This is a genomic window from Lysobacter koreensis, assembly GCF_042677045.1.
GTDB classification, from domain to species: Bacteria; Pseudomonadota; Gammaproteobacteria; order Xanthomonadales; family Xanthomonadaceae; genus Lysobacter_K; species Lysobacter_K koreensis.
The window spans coordinates 626,514-642,003 of the sequence record NZ_JBHTIH010000003.1 but is presented as its reverse complement, the minus strand read 5'-3'; the positions used below and the strand labels follow the sequence as shown (position 1 = coordinate 642,003).

Annotated in this window: 13 protein-coding genes; 11 read left to right on the top strand and 2 right to left on the bottom strand. The window is 71.8% G+C overall.

All coding sequences use genetic code 11. The features are described from left to right. Window position 1 precedes the first annotated feature (1 nt). From ACFQZQ_RS08270 to ACFQZQ_RS08260, 3 genes are all read left to right on the top strand, one after another. Window positions 2–613 carry an RNA polymerase sigma factor gene (locus ACFQZQ_RS08270; RefSeq protein WP_386812274.1) on the top strand — a complete coding sequence of 204 codons (612 nt, stop codon included), beginning with the start codon at window positions 2–4 and terminating at the stop codon, window positions 611–613. Continuing rightward, the gene (locus ACFQZQ_RS08265) at window positions 606–1,529 is read left to right on the top strand and encodes a hypothetical protein (protein WP_386812273.1); all 924 of its coding nucleotides are present in this window, start codon (window positions 606–608) and stop codon (window positions 1,527–1,529) included. The genes ACFQZQ_RS08270 and ACFQZQ_RS08265 overlap by 8 nt, the downstream gene beginning before the upstream one ends. A gap of 65 nt (window positions 1,530–1,594) precedes the next feature. Continuing rightward, complete coding sequence (locus tag ACFQZQ_RS08260) at window positions 1,595–2,836, top strand: PDZ domain-containing protein (protein ID WP_386812272.1); 1,242 nt, start codon at window positions 1,595–1,597, stop codon at window positions 2,834–2,836. Between the two features lie 61 nt (window positions 2,837–2,897). Here ACFQZQ_RS08260 and ACFQZQ_RS08255 read toward each other — a convergent pair whose 3' ends face one another. Beyond that, on the bottom strand, window positions 2,898–3,101 hold the full coding sequence (locus ACFQZQ_RS08255) for a hemin uptake protein HemP (protein WP_386812271.1): 204 nt from the start codon (window positions 3,099–3,101) through the stop codon (window positions 2,898–2,900). A gap of 89 nt (window positions 3,102–3,190) precedes the next feature. Then, window positions 3,191–4,162, bottom strand: a complete 972-nt coding sequence (locus ACFQZQ_RS08250) for a potassium channel beta subunit family protein (RefSeq protein WP_386812270.1) — start codon at window positions 4,160–4,162, stop codon at window positions 3,191–3,193. Window positions 4,163–4,465: 303 nt separating this feature from the next. Between ACFQZQ_RS08250 and ACFQZQ_RS08245 the strand changes: the two genes are divergently transcribed. From ACFQZQ_RS08245 to ACFQZQ_RS08210, 8 genes are all read left to right on the top strand, one after another. Beyond that, entirely contained in the window at window positions 4,466–5,029 is a 564-nt protein-coding gene (locus tag ACFQZQ_RS08245; protein ID WP_386812269.1) for a TMEM165/GDT1 family protein, read from the top strand. A gap of 57 nt (window positions 5,030–5,086) precedes the next feature. Beyond that, window positions 5,087–6,223, top strand: a complete 1,137-nt coding sequence (locus tag ACFQZQ_RS08240) for a GGDEF domain-containing protein (RefSeq protein ID WP_386812575.1) — start codon at window positions 5,087–5,089, stop codon at window positions 6,221–6,223. 89 nt (window positions 6,224–6,312) lie between these two features. Further along, entirely contained in the window at window positions 6,313–7,611 is a 1,299-nt protein-coding gene (locus ACFQZQ_RS08235; RefSeq protein ID WP_386812268.1) for a NupC/NupG family nucleoside CNT transporter, read from the top strand. Window positions 7,612–7,659: 48 nt separating this feature from the next. Next, the gene (locus tag ACFQZQ_RS08230; protein ID WP_386812267.1) at window positions 7,660–8,631 is read left to right on the top strand and encodes a ribokinase; all 972 of its coding nucleotides are present in this window, start codon (window positions 7,660–7,662) and stop codon (window positions 8,629–8,631) included. A 57-nt stretch (window positions 8,632–8,688) separates the two neighbouring features. After that, window positions 8,689–9,696, top strand: a complete 1,008-nt coding sequence (gene dusB / locus ACFQZQ_RS08225) for a tRNA dihydrouridine synthase DusB (RefSeq protein ID WP_386812266.1) — start codon at window positions 8,689–8,691, stop codon at window positions 9,694–9,696. 219 nt (window positions 9,697–9,915) lie between these two features. Beyond that, window positions 9,916–10,212 carry a hypothetical protein gene (locus tag ACFQZQ_RS08220; RefSeq protein WP_386812265.1) on the top strand — a complete coding sequence of 99 codons (297 nt, stop codon included), beginning with the start codon at window positions 9,916–9,918 and terminating at the stop codon, window positions 10,210–10,212. Window positions 10,213–10,483: 271 nt separating this feature from the next. Then, entirely contained in the window at window positions 10,484–11,179 is a 696-nt protein-coding gene (locus ACFQZQ_RS08215; protein ID WP_386812264.1) for an RNA polymerase sigma factor, read from the top strand. 29 nt (window positions 11,180–11,208) lie between these two features. Beyond that, entirely contained in the window at window positions 11,209–15,480 is a 4,272-nt protein-coding gene (locus ACFQZQ_RS08210) for a protein kinase domain-containing protein (RefSeq protein ID WP_386812263.1), read from the top strand. Window positions 15,481–15,490: the final 10 nt, after the last annotated feature.

Sequence of the window (15,490 nt, the reverse complement as noted above, 5' to 3'; positions counted from 1 at the left end):
TATGCACGCGCCTGCGGCGCCTGCTCCGCTCAGGACAGGCTTCGCGATCGACGTTCCCGACAGCCTGCTCGCGAGTGCGCGTGGCGGCGAGCGAGCGGCGTTCGAGCAGCTGTACCGCTGGTTCGAGCGGCCGGTGTACACGCTGGCGCTGAGGATCCTCGGCGGCGGGCACGGCGGCGACCGCGACGAGGCGGCCGACGTGCTGCAGGACACGATGCTCAAGGTGTTCCGCCGGATCGGCGATTTCCACGGCAGCCAGGGCGCGCCGTTCTGGGGCTGGCTGCGGCAGATCGCGGTCAACGAGGCGCTGATGCGCCTGCGCAGCCGGCGCCGTCACGGCCTGGAAGTGGCGCTCGACGACGAACCGTGGCTAGAAGACCACGCCCCGCCGCCGCCGGCCGCCGCCGATGCCGCGCAACTGCAGCGCGCGCTGGCGCAACTGCCGGCGACCACCCGCAGCGTGCTGTGGCTGTACCACGCCGAGGGTTACACCCACGAGGAGATCGCCGCGCTGATGCAGCGCTCGACCAGTTTCTCGAAGTCGCAACTCGCGCGCGGCGGCCGCCGCCTGCGTGGCTTGCTGGACGAAGTGAAGGAGTCGACCCATGCCTGATCCGCAGATCCCGCGCGAGATGGTGCCGCGCGACTGGGCGGAGGCGTTGCGCGCACTGCCCGCCGCGCTGCCGCCGGCCGACGGCTGGACGCGCGTCGTGCAGGCGCTGGATGCGGCGCCCGCGCAGCCGGCGATCCATTCGCCGCGACGCGAGTCGCGTCGACGCTGGCCGTTGTGGCTGGCTGCGGCGGCGGTGCTGGCGGGGGTCGCGGCGCTGCCGTTCGCGCTGATCGACGAGGCGCCGTCGCTTTCTACGCCGGCGCGGGTAGCCGTCGTGACGCCCACCGCGGACACGCTCGCCGCCCGCGGATCGACTGCGCCGGATGACAAGTCCTCCGCGCCTCAGCAGCCGGTTCCGGCCGCGGTGAGCGCTGCCGCGCAACCCGACCGGCCGACCGGCCGTGCCGTGGCATCGACCGCGCCACTAGTGGGCGCGCGCCAGCCTGATACGACGCCGAGTATCGATGCGGCCGATACACATGTTGCCGGCACGCCGGCCTCCGACGCGCGCGCGGCATCGACGTCGCAGGACGTCGCCCCCTCCGCCGTTGCTGCTGCGAACACCGACACCGCGACCGGGCCGGACACGACCGCCGATGCAGCGCCCGATGCGTTGCTGCAGCTGCAGGCCGAATCCGCGCAGCTCGAAGCGCTGATCGCCTTTGCGCGCGACGAGCGCGTCGCCTCGGCGAGCAGCGCGGTGCTGGCCAGCGACCTGGACGCGCGCATCGCCCGCATCGATGCCGAACTCATCGATGCCGCGCTCTCGCAGGCCGACGTGCCGGCCGACCGGCGCACCGCGCTGTGGCAGGCGCGCATCGACGCGCTGCGCGAACTGGCCGGCGTCGAGACCACGCAACGCTGGCTGGCCGCGCGCGGCCAACCCTACGACGGCGCGCTGGTGCGCGTCGATTGACCACCACGACGCATTCGCGCGTCGCCGACCTTTCCAATCCAAGCCTTTCCCAATCCGAGGTGCCCATGAAACTTTCACTCAAGCCCATCGCTGCCACGATCGCCTTGGCCTTGGCACTGGGCGGTAGCGTGCTGGCGCAGACCTCCACCGCCGACGAGCAGGCCTTGTCCGCGGCGCGCGCCGACCTGCAACAGGCCGCGCTGCGCGTGGCCGAACTGTCGCGCAAGCTCGGTCGTCCACAGGGCGGTCCGCACGTCATCGAACAGCGCGTCGTGCGCCAGCCGGTGCTCGGCGTGGTGCTCGCGTCCGACGCCCGCAGCGGCGTGCGCATCGCCGGGGTGACGCCCGACAGCGGCGCGGCGCGCGCCGGGCTGCGCAGCGGCGACCGCGTCGTCAGCATCGACGGCGCGCCGCTGGCGGGCAGCGACGGCCCCACCCGCGCCGCCCAGGCCCGGGTATTGCTGCGCGACCTGGATGCGACCCGCCCGGTGACGTTGGGCTACGAGCGCGACGGCCGGGTCGCATCGGTCAAGGTCGTGCCGCGGGTCGGCGAACGGGTGGTGGTGATGCGTGACGCAGCAGAAGGCATGGGCTACGGCGGCGAGTTGGGGGTCACGGAGCACGCCGACGGCCGCATCACGATCGAGTCCGGCCCCGTCGACGTGGATGGTCCCGCGCATGCCCCGTCACTGCGTCGCAAGCTCATCACCCACAACCGCCGCGGCGGTGTGGGCGGCGACGTGGACGAGTTCGTATTCGAGTCGATGCCCGGGGTCGCCCCGGAGGTGCACCGCGAGGTGATTCGTCTGGGCGCGCGCGACGGGTGCAAGGGCGACGCCTGCCGCTTGCCGCTGCTGGCCGAGGCGTTTCGCTGGCACGGCCTCAATCTGGCTTCTGTCGACGCGCAGCTGGGGCGCTACTTCGGCACCGACCACGGCGTGCTGGTGCTCAGCGCGGGCCCGGAACTGCGCGGCCTGCAGACCGGTGACGTGATCCGCTCGGTCGATGCCAAGCCGGTGCGCACCCCGCGCGAGGCCATGGACGCGCTGCGCGCGAAACCGGCGGGCAGCCGCGTCGACGTCGCCTACCTGCGCGACCGCAAGTCGGCGACCACCCAAGTCACCGTGCCCGCGGCGATGCCGCTGTCGCTGCTCGCGCCACCGGTCCCGCCCGCGCCACCTGCACCGCCGGCACCTCCCTCGCCGGTTTCACCGCTTTCCCCACCTTCACCCCCAGCGGCTGCGCCGCCACCGCCACGCACCGCGCCGTTGCCGCCCGTGCCGCCGCCACCCGCGTCGGTCCGCTGAAGAAAAAAACCCCATGCCGGGGAGGCATGGGGTCCAAGGACGAGAGAGAGTAGAGAGACGCTTACTTGGTCAGGATCAGCTTGTCGTTGCGGGTGTGGCGCAGGCGGTAGACCTCGTCGCCGTGGCGGATCAGCACTTCGCGGCTGCCGCGCAGCAACGCATTGCTTTCGACCGCGGCCGCGGTCGCGAATGCCGGCGCGGCGACCGCGATCGGCAGGGACCGATCGGCGTGTGGCTTGAGCTGCAACGTGGGGCGCAGAGGCATGGGCGTGGCTCGTTCGGGAGTCCCGTCCAGATGATAATGATTCTCATCTGAACGTCAACCGGGTTTGCGCCCGGCCTTCGCCCGCGACGCTAGTCGGTCGCCGCCTCGACGCGTTGCCACTCGGCTTCGCCGAGGCGTTCGCCCAGCTCCAGCGCCTGCAGGTTCTGCAGCAGCTGCTCCGGCCGGCTCGCGCCGAGGATCACCGACGAGACGTGCGGATTGCGCAGGCACCAGGCGATCGCCAGCGGCGCCGGCGCGACGCCGAGTTCCGCCGCCAGTGCGGTGAACCGCTGCGCGCGCGCGAGCCGGTGCTCGCCCTGGCCGCCGATCACGATGTCCTGCAACCAGGCCGAAGCTTCCAGCCCCAGCCGCGCCTGCTCCGGCACCCCGGCGTTGTACTTGCCGGTCAGCAGCCCGGACGCCAGCGGCGACCAGGTCGTGGTGCCCAGGCCGAGCTCCGCGTACAGCGGTGCGTACTCGAGTTCGACCCGGCGGCGATGCAGCAGGTTGTACTGCGGCTGCTCCATCGTCGGCGCGTGCAGGTGCTGGGCGCGGGCGACCTTGTGCGCTTCGCGGATCTGCGCGGCCGACCACTCCGACGTGCCCCAGTACAGCACCTTGCCCTGGCGGATCAGCGCGTCCATCGCCCACACGGTTTCCTCGATCGGCGTATCCGGGTCGGGGCGGTGGCAGTAGTAGAGGTCGAGGTGGTCGACGCGCAGGCGTTGCAGCGCGCCATGGCAGGCCTCGGTCACGTGCTTGCGCGACAGGCCCTTCTGGGTGGGCCGCGGGTCGGCGACGGCACCGAACATGACCTTGCTCGACACGCAGAACCCGTCGCGCGGCAGGCGCAGGTCGGCGATCACGTCGCCCATCACGCGCTCGGCGTCGCCGTTAGCATAGCCCTCGGCGTTGTCGAAGAAGTTGATGCCGTGGTCCCAGGCCGCGGCGACCAGCTCGCGCGCCATGCCGCGGCCGACCTGCCGGCCGAACGTCAGCCAGGCGCCGAACGACAGCGCCGACAGCTGCAGGCCGGAACAACCAAGGCGACGGTAGTGCATGGCGCGATTCCTCTGGACGAGTCGCCAGACAGTGTAGCGGTGGCCTCCGTGCCGGCCGCGTACAATGCCGCCACTTCCTCCTCCGGGGAGTAGTCCACCGGCTGAATTGCGATCCATGCAACCGCCGGGACGTGCGTCAACACACTTGGCCGGCTGGCCATGGCGCACGAGGGTCATCCGGTCTCCGGAACGGCTCGGGCAAGACCGAAGGCAGGCGTTGCGCGACCAATCTGGCATCCGCCGGGCCGGGCCGCGTGGCGTTTGCTTTCGCCCCCACGCGAATGCCCGGCCCCGGAGTTGCAGATGGACGGGTTGCTCGTTTCTACCGCCACGGTCGCGCTCGCCGAAATAGGCGACAAGACCCAATTGCTCGCCCTGTTGCTGGGCGCGCGCTTTCGCAAGCCGTGGCCGATCATCGCCGGCATCGCGGTCGCGACCGTGCTCAACCACGCGCTCGCCGGCCGGTTCGGCGCGCTGGCCGCGCAGTGGCTGCGCCCGGAGGTGCTGCGCTGGATCGTCGCCGGCAGTTTCCTGGCGGTGGCGTTGTGGACCCTGAAACCCGACACGCTCGACGACGGCGACGCCCTGCCCGCGCGCGGCGCTTTCATCGCCACCACCTTGGCGTTCTTCGTCGCCGAGATCGGCGACAAGACCCAGGTCGCGACGGTGTTGCTGGCCGCGAAGTACCCCTCGCTGTGGCAGGTGGTCGTCGGCACCACGGTCGGCATGCTGCTGGCGAACGTGCCGGTGGTGGCGCTCGGGCACCGGTTCGCCGATCGGCTGCCGCTGCAGGCCGCGCGCCGGGTCGCGGCGGCGGTGTTCCTGGCGCTGGCCGCGTGGGTGGCGTGGCGCGGCATCGACGGTTGAACCGCACCGTCACCGATCCCCGCGCTATGCTCGGCGGGGGCAAGGGGTGACGTGGCGATGCTTTCGGAAAGCCGCAAGATCAGTGACATCGTCGCCGCGCTGCTGTCGCGGCCGGACGAGATCATGCTCGAAGTCGGCGCCAGCGGTGAACTGCTGGTCGCGCGCCTGCGCGCGGTAATCGCCGCGCTGCTGCTGCTGCTGCCATTGGCCCATGCCCTGGGCGGCGGCAGCGTCCGCGAGACGATGGCCTGGCTGCTCGGGGCGGTGCTCGTCAACCTGTTCGCGCAGGTGTGGCTGGCGCTGGCGCGGCGCCGGCGGCGCTTCCGCTGGCTGGGCTTCGCCTCGGCCGCGTTCGACGTCAGTGCGACCACCCTGGTGCTGGCGCTGCTGGCGGCCACCCACCTGCCGGCTGGCCTCAACAGCACGGTCGTGTGGTGCGGCTACATGCTCGCGATCCTGCTGACCGCGCTGCGCAGCGATGGCCGCATCACCGTGTTCGCCGGGACCCTGGCGCTGGCGCAGTACGCGTTGCTGGTGCTGGCCGGGTTCGCGCTGGCGACTTCGCCGGAACAGTTGATCTCCAGCGACTACGGCTCGGTCACCGTCAGCAACCAGGTGCAGCGGCTGGTGCTGCTGGCGATCGTGACCACGGTCATCGCGATGGTGGTGTACCGGATGCAGCGGCTGGTCGAGATGTCGGGCACCGACGGACTGACCCGGCTGCCGAACCGCACCTGGCTGCTGCACCGCATCCCGCGGCTGTTCTATGCCGCGCGCGAGGACGGCGGCAGCCTGACCCTGGCGCTGATCGACCTGGACCACTTCAAGCGCATCAACGACGAGATCGGCCACCACGCCGCGGACCGCGCGCTGGTGCACGTGGTCGGCGTGCTGCGGCAGATGGCCGAACCCAGCGAGTGGCTGGTGCGGCTGAGCAGCGAGGAGTTCGTGATGGTGCTGCGCAAGCCGATGGGCACCGCGTGGGAGCGGGTCGAGGCGATCCGGCGCGCGGTCGCCGAACGCGCGTTCGAGCCCGAACGCGGCGCCGACCCGGTGCGCCTGACCTTCAGCGCCGGCCTGGCCGGCTACCCACACGAAGGCGCCGACCTGTCGCGGCTGCTGCGGCGCGCCGACCACCGCCTGCAGCAGGCCAAGCGCGAAGGCCGCAACCGGGTGGTCGCCCGCGACGCCTGAACAGGCGTGCGGCTTGCCGCGTCGTGGCGGCGTGCTCTAGGCTGCCGCGACATTCGACGGCCGGCATCCGGCCACAAGGGGACGAATAGGTGGATGCAGTGACCCGGGTGGCCTTCGGCCTCTTCGGCCTGGCGGTGCTGATCGGCATCGCCTGGCTGTTCTCGAACAACAAGAAATCGGTCGACTGGAAACTGGTCGCCACCGGCGTGTCGCTGCAGATCGGTTTCGCGGCGCTGGTGCTGCTGGTGCCCGGCGGCAAGGACGTGTTCGACGCGCTCGGCAACGGTTTCGTCAAGGTCCTCAGCTTCGTCACCGCCGGCTCCAGCTTCATCTTCGGCAGCCTGATGAACGTCGAGACCTATGGCTTCATCTTCGCGTTCCAGGTGCTGCCGACGATCATCTTCTTCGCCGCGCTGATGAGCGTGCTGTACCACCTGGGGGTGATGCAGGTGATCGTGCGCGGCATGGCGTGGGCGATCACCAAGGTGATGCGGGTGTCGGGCGCGGAGACCACCAGCGTCTGCGCCAGCGTGTTCATCGGCCAGACCGAGGCGCCGCTGACGGTGCGCCCGTACATCTCGCGCATGACCGAATCGGAGCTGATCACGATGATGATCGGCGGCATGGCGCACATCGCCGGCGGCGTGCTGGCCGCGTACGTCGGCATGCTCGGCGGCGGCGACCCGGTGCAGCAGGCGTTCTACGCCAAGCACCTGCTGGCGGCGTCGATCATGGCTGCGCCGGCGACGATGGTGGTCGCCAAGCTGCTGATCCCGGAGACCGGCACGCCGCTGACCCGCGGCACGGTCAAGATGGAAGTCGAGAAGACCACCAGCAACGTCATCGACGCGGCCGCCGCCGGCGCCGCCGACGGCCTACGCTTGGCCTTGAACATCGGCGCGATGCTGCTCGCGTTCATCGCCCTGATCGCCCTGCTGAACTGGCCGCTGACCTGGATCGGCGAGGTCACCGGTCTGGCCGCGCTGCTCGGCAAGCCGACCGACATGGCCACCCTGCTCGGCTACCTGCTGTCGCCGGTGGCGTGGCTGATCGGCGTGCCGTGGCAGGACGCGAACGTGGTCGGCGGGCTGATCGGGCAGAAGATCGTGCTCAACGAGTTCGTCGCTTACCTGCAGCTGGCCGACATCGTCAACGGCAAGACCGCCGGCGTGGCGCTGACCGAACAGGGCAAGCTGATCGCCACCTACGCGCTGTGCGGTTTCGCCAACTTCAGCTCGATCGCGATCCAGATCGGCGGCATCGGCGGCTTGGCGCCGGAACGCCGCCAGGACCTCGCGCGCTTCGGCCTGCGCGCGGTGCTCGGCGGCACCATCGCCACCTTGATGACCGCGACCATCGCCGGCGTGCTGACCAACCTGGGCGGGTGATCGGCCCTGCCCACAGGTACCGCGGGCGTGAGCGGTAACGAGGTGAACATGTCGCCAGGTCGCGTCGTCGTCGTCGGTTCGTTCAATGTCGACCACGTGTGGACCTGCGCGTGCCTGCCGCGACCCGGCGAAACCCTGGCCGGCGAGTACCACACCGGTCCCGGCGGCAAGGGCTTCAACCAGGCCACCGCCACGGCCCGCGCGGGCGCCGCGACCAGTTTCGTGTGCGCGCTGGGCGACGACATCGGCGGGCAGCTCGCCCGCGCGCTGGCGGTCGCCGATGGCATCGACCTGCGCGACCTGCGCAGCGACGCGCCCACCGGCACCGCCGGCATCTACGTCGATGCGCAAGGACGCAACTCGATCGTGATCGGGCCCGGTGCCAACGCGGCGTTGTCGCCGGCGTTCGTCGAGGCGCAACGCGCGCTGCTAGCGGGAGCCGCGGCGGTGCTGGTGCAGCTGGAGTCGCCCGGCGACGCCATCGCCCACGCGCTGCGGATCGCGCACGAGGCCGGGGCTCTGGCCGTGCTCAATCCGGCACCGGCCAATGCGACCGTGGCCGGCGACCTGCTCGCGCTGGCCGCGGCCATCACCCCGAACGAAACCGAGTTCAGCGGCCTGCTGGCGCGGCACCACAGCGAGGACATCGCCGCCGATAGCGTCGCCGGCATGGACGACGCGCGGCTGCATGCGCTGTGCCGGCGCCTGCTGCCGCACGGCAGCGTGGTGGTGACGCTCGGCGCGGCCGGCTGTTTCGTCTCGCATGCTGCGTCGCTGCTGCGCGGCGATACCCACCCGCACTACCGGGTCGCCGCACAGCGCGTCCGCACGATCGACACCACCGGCGCCGGCGATGCGTTCAACGGCGCGCTGGTCGCGGCGCTTGCCACCGCGGCGTCGCGGCCGTTCGCCGATGCGGTGGGCTTCGCGACGCGCTACGCCGCGTTGTCGACCGAACACGCCGGTGCCGCGGCGTCGATGCCGCAACGCGCGGACGTGGTCGCGCGCTTCGGCGCCTAGCGCCGCGCTCGTCAGGCGCGTCCCGGCCACCCATGACGGTGGCGGTAAACTGCGCGAATGCCGCACGCCCTCCACATCGGCCCCCATGCCATTGCGCCGCGGGTGCTGCTCGCGCCGATGGCGGGGGTCACCGACAAACCGTTCCGGGTGTTGTGCAAGCGCCTGGGCGCGGGCCTGTGCGCGTCGGAGATGACCACTTCCGATCCGCGCTTCTGGAATACCTCCAAGTCGCGCCACCGCATGGACCACGTCGGCGAACCCGCGCCGGTCAGCGTGCAGATCGCCGGCACCGTGCCGTCGATCATGGCCGACGCGGCGCGCCACAACGTCGATCACGGCGCGCAGATCATCGACATCAACATGGGCTGCCCGGCGAAGAAGGTGTGCAATGCCTGGGCCGGCTCGGCCTTGATGCGCGACGAAATGCTGGTGGCGCAAATCCTCGCCGCGGTGGTTCAGGCGGTCGACGTGCCGGTGACGTTGAAGATCCGCACCGGCTGGGACCACGACCAGCGCAACGGCCTGGCGATCGCGCGCATCGCCCAGGACTGCGGCATCACCGCGCTGGCCGTGCACGGCCGCACCCGCGACCAGCAGTACACCGGCGTCGCCGAGTACGACACGATCGCCGCGATCAAGGCGCAGCTGGCGATCCCGGTGATCGCCAACGGCGACATCGATTCGCCGCAGAAGGCCGCGTGGGTGCTCGCCCGCACCGGCTGCGATGCGGTGATGGTCGGGCGCGCGGCGCAGGGCCGGCCGTGGATCTTCCGCGAGATCGCCGCCTACCTCGCCGACGGCACGGTGCTGGCGCCGCCGTCGCTGGCCGAAGTGCGCGACATCCTGCTCGGCCACCTCGAACAGCTGCACGGCTTCTACGGCGAACCGGCCGGCGTGCGCATCGCGCGCAAGCACCTGGGCTGGTACGCGAAGGACCGTCCGGAAAACACCGCGTTTCGCGCGGTGGTCAATCGCGCCGAAACCGCGCACGCGCAACTGCAGCTCACGCGCGACTACTTCGATGCGCTGATCGCCGACGCGCCGCGCTTGCCGGCCGTCGCCTGACTGCGCGAAACGGTCGCCACACGTACATGTGTTGGCGCGCCTGTTGCTAAGGCGCAAAGCCAACAACGGCAAGGCCTGCAGGCCATTAGTCACTGCGTCCAATGGGCGATGTAATCGTGCGCCGCGTTTACGCAAACTGTTTCATACCGGGGTGCACCGCAGTTGCGACGCCCTGCCGCAAACGCCCCGGTGGATCGCCCCCTCGATCAGGAGCACATCATGAAAGCCAAGATTGCCGGTCTGTTACTCGCCATTGCCGCCGCCGCGCCGGCCTATGCCGCGGACAACGTCGTCGAACAACTCGCGCATGACAGCGGGCTGAGCGTGCGCAAGGTGCAGATGATCCTCGGCAACCGCACTTCGTTCGCCGAATATCCGTACACCTACCAGCGCTCGCTGGAGAAGTTCCAGGCCAGGATCGGCAAGGAAAACTACAACCAGCTGATGGCCGGGCAGCCGATCAAGCTGCGCAACGGCGCCGAAGTGACCCGTGCGCTGGTCATCGCCGCCCGTTGATCCGATGCGTGCACTGACGAGGACGTGATGGCACCGACCCGGCACCAGCCGCGGCGGTGCCATGCGTCCGTTTCTCCAGTCCGCATTCCCGGCCCCGGGCAGCGAGGCTTGCAGCCACCTGCCCCGCGCAGACAGGTTCCGTGCCAGCGCCTGTGGCGGCGCTGATCCCTGCACCCGCCAATGACCGCCTCGGCGCTGCCGGCCGCGTTGTCCTGTTTGCGACTGCTGCGCCCGCGCGCCAGCCGCCCCCACGACGCGCCCAGGGACTGGCATGCCCCCGTTTGCCACCACACGCTGGAGCCTGATCGAGAGCACCCGCGACGTCCCTGACGTCGCGCGCGTCGCGCTCGAGCAGCTGTGCCGCGACTACCGCCCGCCAGTACTGGCGTTCGTGCGGCGCAGCGGCTATTCCCCGGCCGACGCCGACGACCTCACCCAGGAGTTCTTCGCCGACTTCATCGAGCGCGGCTGGTACACCCATGCCGATCCCGCCCGCGGCCGCTTCCGCGCGCTGCTGCTGACCGCGTTGCGGCGCTTCCTCAGTGCGCAGCGGGCGCGCGAGCATGCGCTCAAGCGCGGCGGGGGCTTGCACGCGATCGAGCTGGACGAGGCCATCGCCGGCACCGACCAGGGCCCGGAGCAGGCGTTCGCGCGCAGCTGGGTGCTGACCGTGCTCGACCATGCCGTGCAGCGGCTGCGCGAGGAATGGCTGCTCGCCGGCAAGAGCGACCAGTTCGACCGCCTGATCGAGTACATCGACGGCGGCGCCGATGACGAGGGCTTCCGCACCCTCGCCCAGCACCTGCAGGTGCGCCGCAACACGCTGTCGGTGCAGTTGCACCGCATGCGCCAGCGCCTGCGCGAGCTGGTCCGCATCGAGTTGATGCAGACCGTGGGCAGCCACGAGGCGCTGGCGCAGGAGCTGGCCGAATTGCGCGACGCGGCCGGCTTGACGCTGGGGGATTGAGCGGTGCGCCGCACGCCGGGCCGGGCCGGATGAACGCGTCGCCGCCGGCGGAGCCGCCTTCGCGTCCGCGCGGGCTGGCGCAGTGGGTGTTCGGCCCCCCGACCCCGCGCGCCGCACAGCAGGACGCGCGCGCCGCGGGCGCGCCCCACGAAGGGCCGGACCTCGACGATCCGGCGCAACGCCAGTTCGGCGACTACGAACTGCTGGAACTGATCGGCCAGGGCGGCATGGGCCTGGTCTACCGCGCGCGCGCGAACCGGCTGCAGCGCGAGGTCGCGATCAAGCTGCTGTCGGCCGGGCCGTGGGCCTCGCCGGAGTTCATCGCGAGTTTCCAAGAGGAAGCCCGGCACGCGGCGACCCTGCAGCATCCGGGCATCGTCACCGTCTACGAGATGGGCGAAGTCGACGGCCTGGTCTACTACGCGATGGAGCTGGTGCGCGGCCAGAGCCTGGCCCACCAGCTCGCTGCCGGCGGGCCGTGGCCGGCGCGCGAGGCCGCCGCGCTGGTCCGCACCATCGCCGAGGCGGTGGACTACGCGCACAGCGTCGGCGTGCTGCACCTGGACCTGAAGCCGGGCAACGTGCTGCTCGATGGCCATGACCAGCCCAAGGTCGCCGACTTCGGCCTCGCCCGCCGGCTCGAGCGCGACGGCCGCCTCGACAACCTGCGCATCTCCGGCACTCCGAACTACATGGCGCCCGAGCAGGGCCGGCTCGGCGGCGGCGGCCTCAGCCGCGCGACCGACATCTGGGGGCTGGGCGCGATCCTCTACGAGACCCTGACCGGCCACCCGCCGTTCGAGGCCAGCGACGACGAGGCGACCTTGCGGCTGCTGCGCGAGGGCACGGTGCGCCGGCCAAGCCGGCAGGTCGCGCTGCCCGCGGACCTGGAGGCGATCTGCCTGAAATGCCTGGCCCGGCAGCCCGGGCGCCGCTACGCCAGCGCGCGCGCGCTGGCCGACGACCTCGGGCGGTTCCTCGAAGGCCGCCCGGTCGGCGTGCGCCCGCTCAACGCCGCGCAGCGCACCGCGCGCTGGGCACGACGCGAACCGATCCTGGCGATCACCGCCGGCGCCGCGTTGCTGGCGTTGCTGATCGGCCTGGGCGCCACCACCCACCAGTGGCAGCGCGCCAAGTACCTTGCGCTCGGCGCGCAGGCCTACTTGTGGGCGCAGCGCCACGAGACGGCGTGGCGGCTGTTCGAGGAGCAGCGCGGCTATGCGGCGTTGTCGACCCTGGCCGACAACCTGGTCGAGCAGGAAGCCGTCGGCGCGACCTCGGCCGCCGCGGCCGAACGCACCCGCATCGGCATCGCGCGCCAGCAGATGCCGCAGCTGTTCGATGCGATCGATGTCGGCGCGCGCATCCACGTGCTGGCGCTGAGTCCGGATGGGCGTTACGTCGCGCTCGGACTCGATCCGTTCCAGGTGGCCCTGTACGAGGTCGCCAGCGGGCGCCAACGCTGGCGGGTGGCGCTGGCGATGCACTCGCCGGTGCTCGACGGCCAGCTGCGCCGGCTGCGCTTCACGCCCGATGGCAAATACCTGCTCGTCGACGAACACTGGTACCTGCTGCAGATCCATCCGGCCGGCTACCAGCAGTACCGGGTGGCCATCGCCGATGGCCGGCAGACCGCCGTGCCCAATGCCGCGCAGGTCGTCAGCGAGACCTGGAGCGACGACGGCCGCCACGTGGTGCTGCTCGACCAGGCCGCGGGCTACCGGCTGTACCGCGCCCCGCGCGCAGGCGACGAATGGCGGCCACTGGGGCCGCGGGTCGAACGCGCGGATGCCCAGTTCCGCCCTGGCTGGTTGTTGCCGCCGAAGCTGGCGTTCATCGCGATGAACACCCCGACGCGCGGGATCGAACTGCTCGACCCGCGCACGCTGCAGGCACGCCATCGGATTGCCGCCGCCGGGCTGGAGTCGCGGTTCGTGGCGTGGGCGGCCGCGCCGGACGGACGCTGGCTCGCACTCGGGCGCGCCGATGGCGAAGTGGTGCTGGTCGATGCCCGCGATGGCCGCCAGCGCCAGTTGCAGGCGGCCACCGGCAGCGAGGCCGACTGGCTGAGCTTCAGCGCCGACGGCCGGCGTCTGGCGGCGAGCATGAGCTCGGGCGACCTGCACGTCTGGAGCGTGCCCGACGGCGCGCGCTTCGGGGTGGCCCTGCACGGCCCGGACGAGCTGTGGGGCCACCAGCTGGCGTGCGACCCGCGCGCCGACACCTGCACCGTGCTGGCGATGCAGTACGACCGCGTGTCGATGTGGGCGCAGGCCGGGAGCGGACCGCACGCGAGTCGCCGGCCGGTGCCGGTGGCGCCGGAAATCAGCCACCACGCCTACATTCCGCGCTTCGCCAGCGCGTTCGACCTGCGCCACGGGGTGCTGGCGACCGGCGGCCAGGAAGGCAACCTGCGGCTGTGGCGGTTGCCGCGTTCGCCGGTGCTCGGCGCGCTGGCACCAACGCAGCGCGAGAGCGACCTGCATTTCGACGGCCGCCACCTGGTCGGCATCGACGGCCACACCGCCTGGGTGTTCGACGCCGACACCGGCGCGCCGCGCTCGCCGGCCCTGCACCTGCCGCAGCCGGTGGGTTTCGCCGCCTTGAGTCCCGACTCGCGCGTGCTGGTGGCCAGCGCCGGGCGCGCGTTGCACGTGTTCGACTGGCGCCGCGGGCGCCTGCTGCTTCCGCCGATCGTGCTGGCGGGCACGCCGGTGGAGCTGGCGATCAGCCCCGACGGCCGCCGCGTGCTGACCCGCACCATGAGCCCGCAACGCCGGCCCGCGAACCGCGCGCGGCTGCAGGTGCACGAACTGGCCAGCGGCCGGCCGCTGGGGGCGCCGGTCGACACCTGGTACGCGCACGGGCGCTTCTCGCCCGACGGCCAGCAGTTGCTGGTGACCGAGGAACTGGGCAGCCGCCTGCACGCACTGGACGACCTGCGCCGCCCGCTGCGCGAGTTTCCCGCGCCGGCGGACACGGTGGCGACGCTGGCGGCATTCGACCCCGCGCGCGGCGAGGTCGTGCAAGCGCTGGAAACGCTCAACGGCGGCGTTCGCAACCGCCTGCAACGCTGGTCGCTGCGCGATGGCCGGCTGCAGCAGACCCTGGCGCTCAATGCGCGCGCCGAAGACCTGCGGGTCGACCCGGGCAGCGGCCGCATCGCGATCAGCGGCAACCCGGGCGGCTCGGCGATCAGCGACCGCGGCGTGCTGCTGGATCGCCAGGGCCGGCGCACGCCGATCGCGAACACCCGCCAGGACGGGTTGGCGCGCGCGCAGGCGCTCTCCAGCGATGGCCGGATGCTCGCGCAGGCGCTGTTCAGTGGCGTGATCCTGATCGATCCCGTCGATGGCCGCCCGCTCGGGCCGCCGCTGCGCGTGCCGCTGCGCGCTCCGGACGTGGTCGCCCAGCTCGCCTTCAGTCCGGACGGGCGCCGGCTGGTGGCGCGCACGTTCCTGGGGCGCTGGTTGCTGTGGCGAATCGAGCCCGACCCGCGCCCGCTGCGGCGCATCGCCGACGAAGCGCAACTGCTGTCACCGCTGGCGAGCAGCCGCTTCCAGCCGCCCTCGCCGGCGTTGCGCGCGGCGCTGCGCGGCGACGACCCCGGCATCGTCGCCGCGCCGCTGCCCCGCCCGTCCCCGTGGTCCTGCCTGTCGGCGCGGATCCCGTCGCGCCAGGCCGGCACGCCGTCGCGCCTGGTCGACCTGAGCCGGCACTACACAGCCCCGCTCGCCGACGACGCCATGCCGAGCTACCAGGCCGCGCGCCCTGCGCGGCTGGGCAACCTGTGCGCGCTGCCGGTCGGCAGGCAGACCCTGCAGGGCATCGACTACGACCTGCGTGGGCTGATGCAGGTGCCGGGGCCAGGCGATCCCGCCGACCGCGGCGGCGCGGCGCCGTCGCCCGCACCGACGCCGATAGCGGTCGCGCCCGGCCGCTACCGGCGCCTGCACGTGCTTGGCGCGCTCAACGCCGCCCCGGTCGGCGACGCGAAGGACGCCGCGCCGGTCGCGCAGGTGGTGTTCCACTACCGCGACGGCAGCCGCGCGGCGAAGGGCCTGCGCACCTCGGTCTCCGGCCAGGACGGCGGGCCGTGGCGCGACTGGCCGGACGTCTCGTTGGCCTGGTTGGGCTCGGTGCCCGAGCACGAGATCACCCCGTTCGCGGTCGCCATGCTCTACGCGACGCGGATCGACAACCCGCATCCGGACCGCGAGCTGGTGGCTTTGGAGATTCGGCGCACGTTGCCGCTGGAGATAGACGGGACCTTGGTGGTCGTGGCGCTGACCCTGGAGTAACCGGTTACCA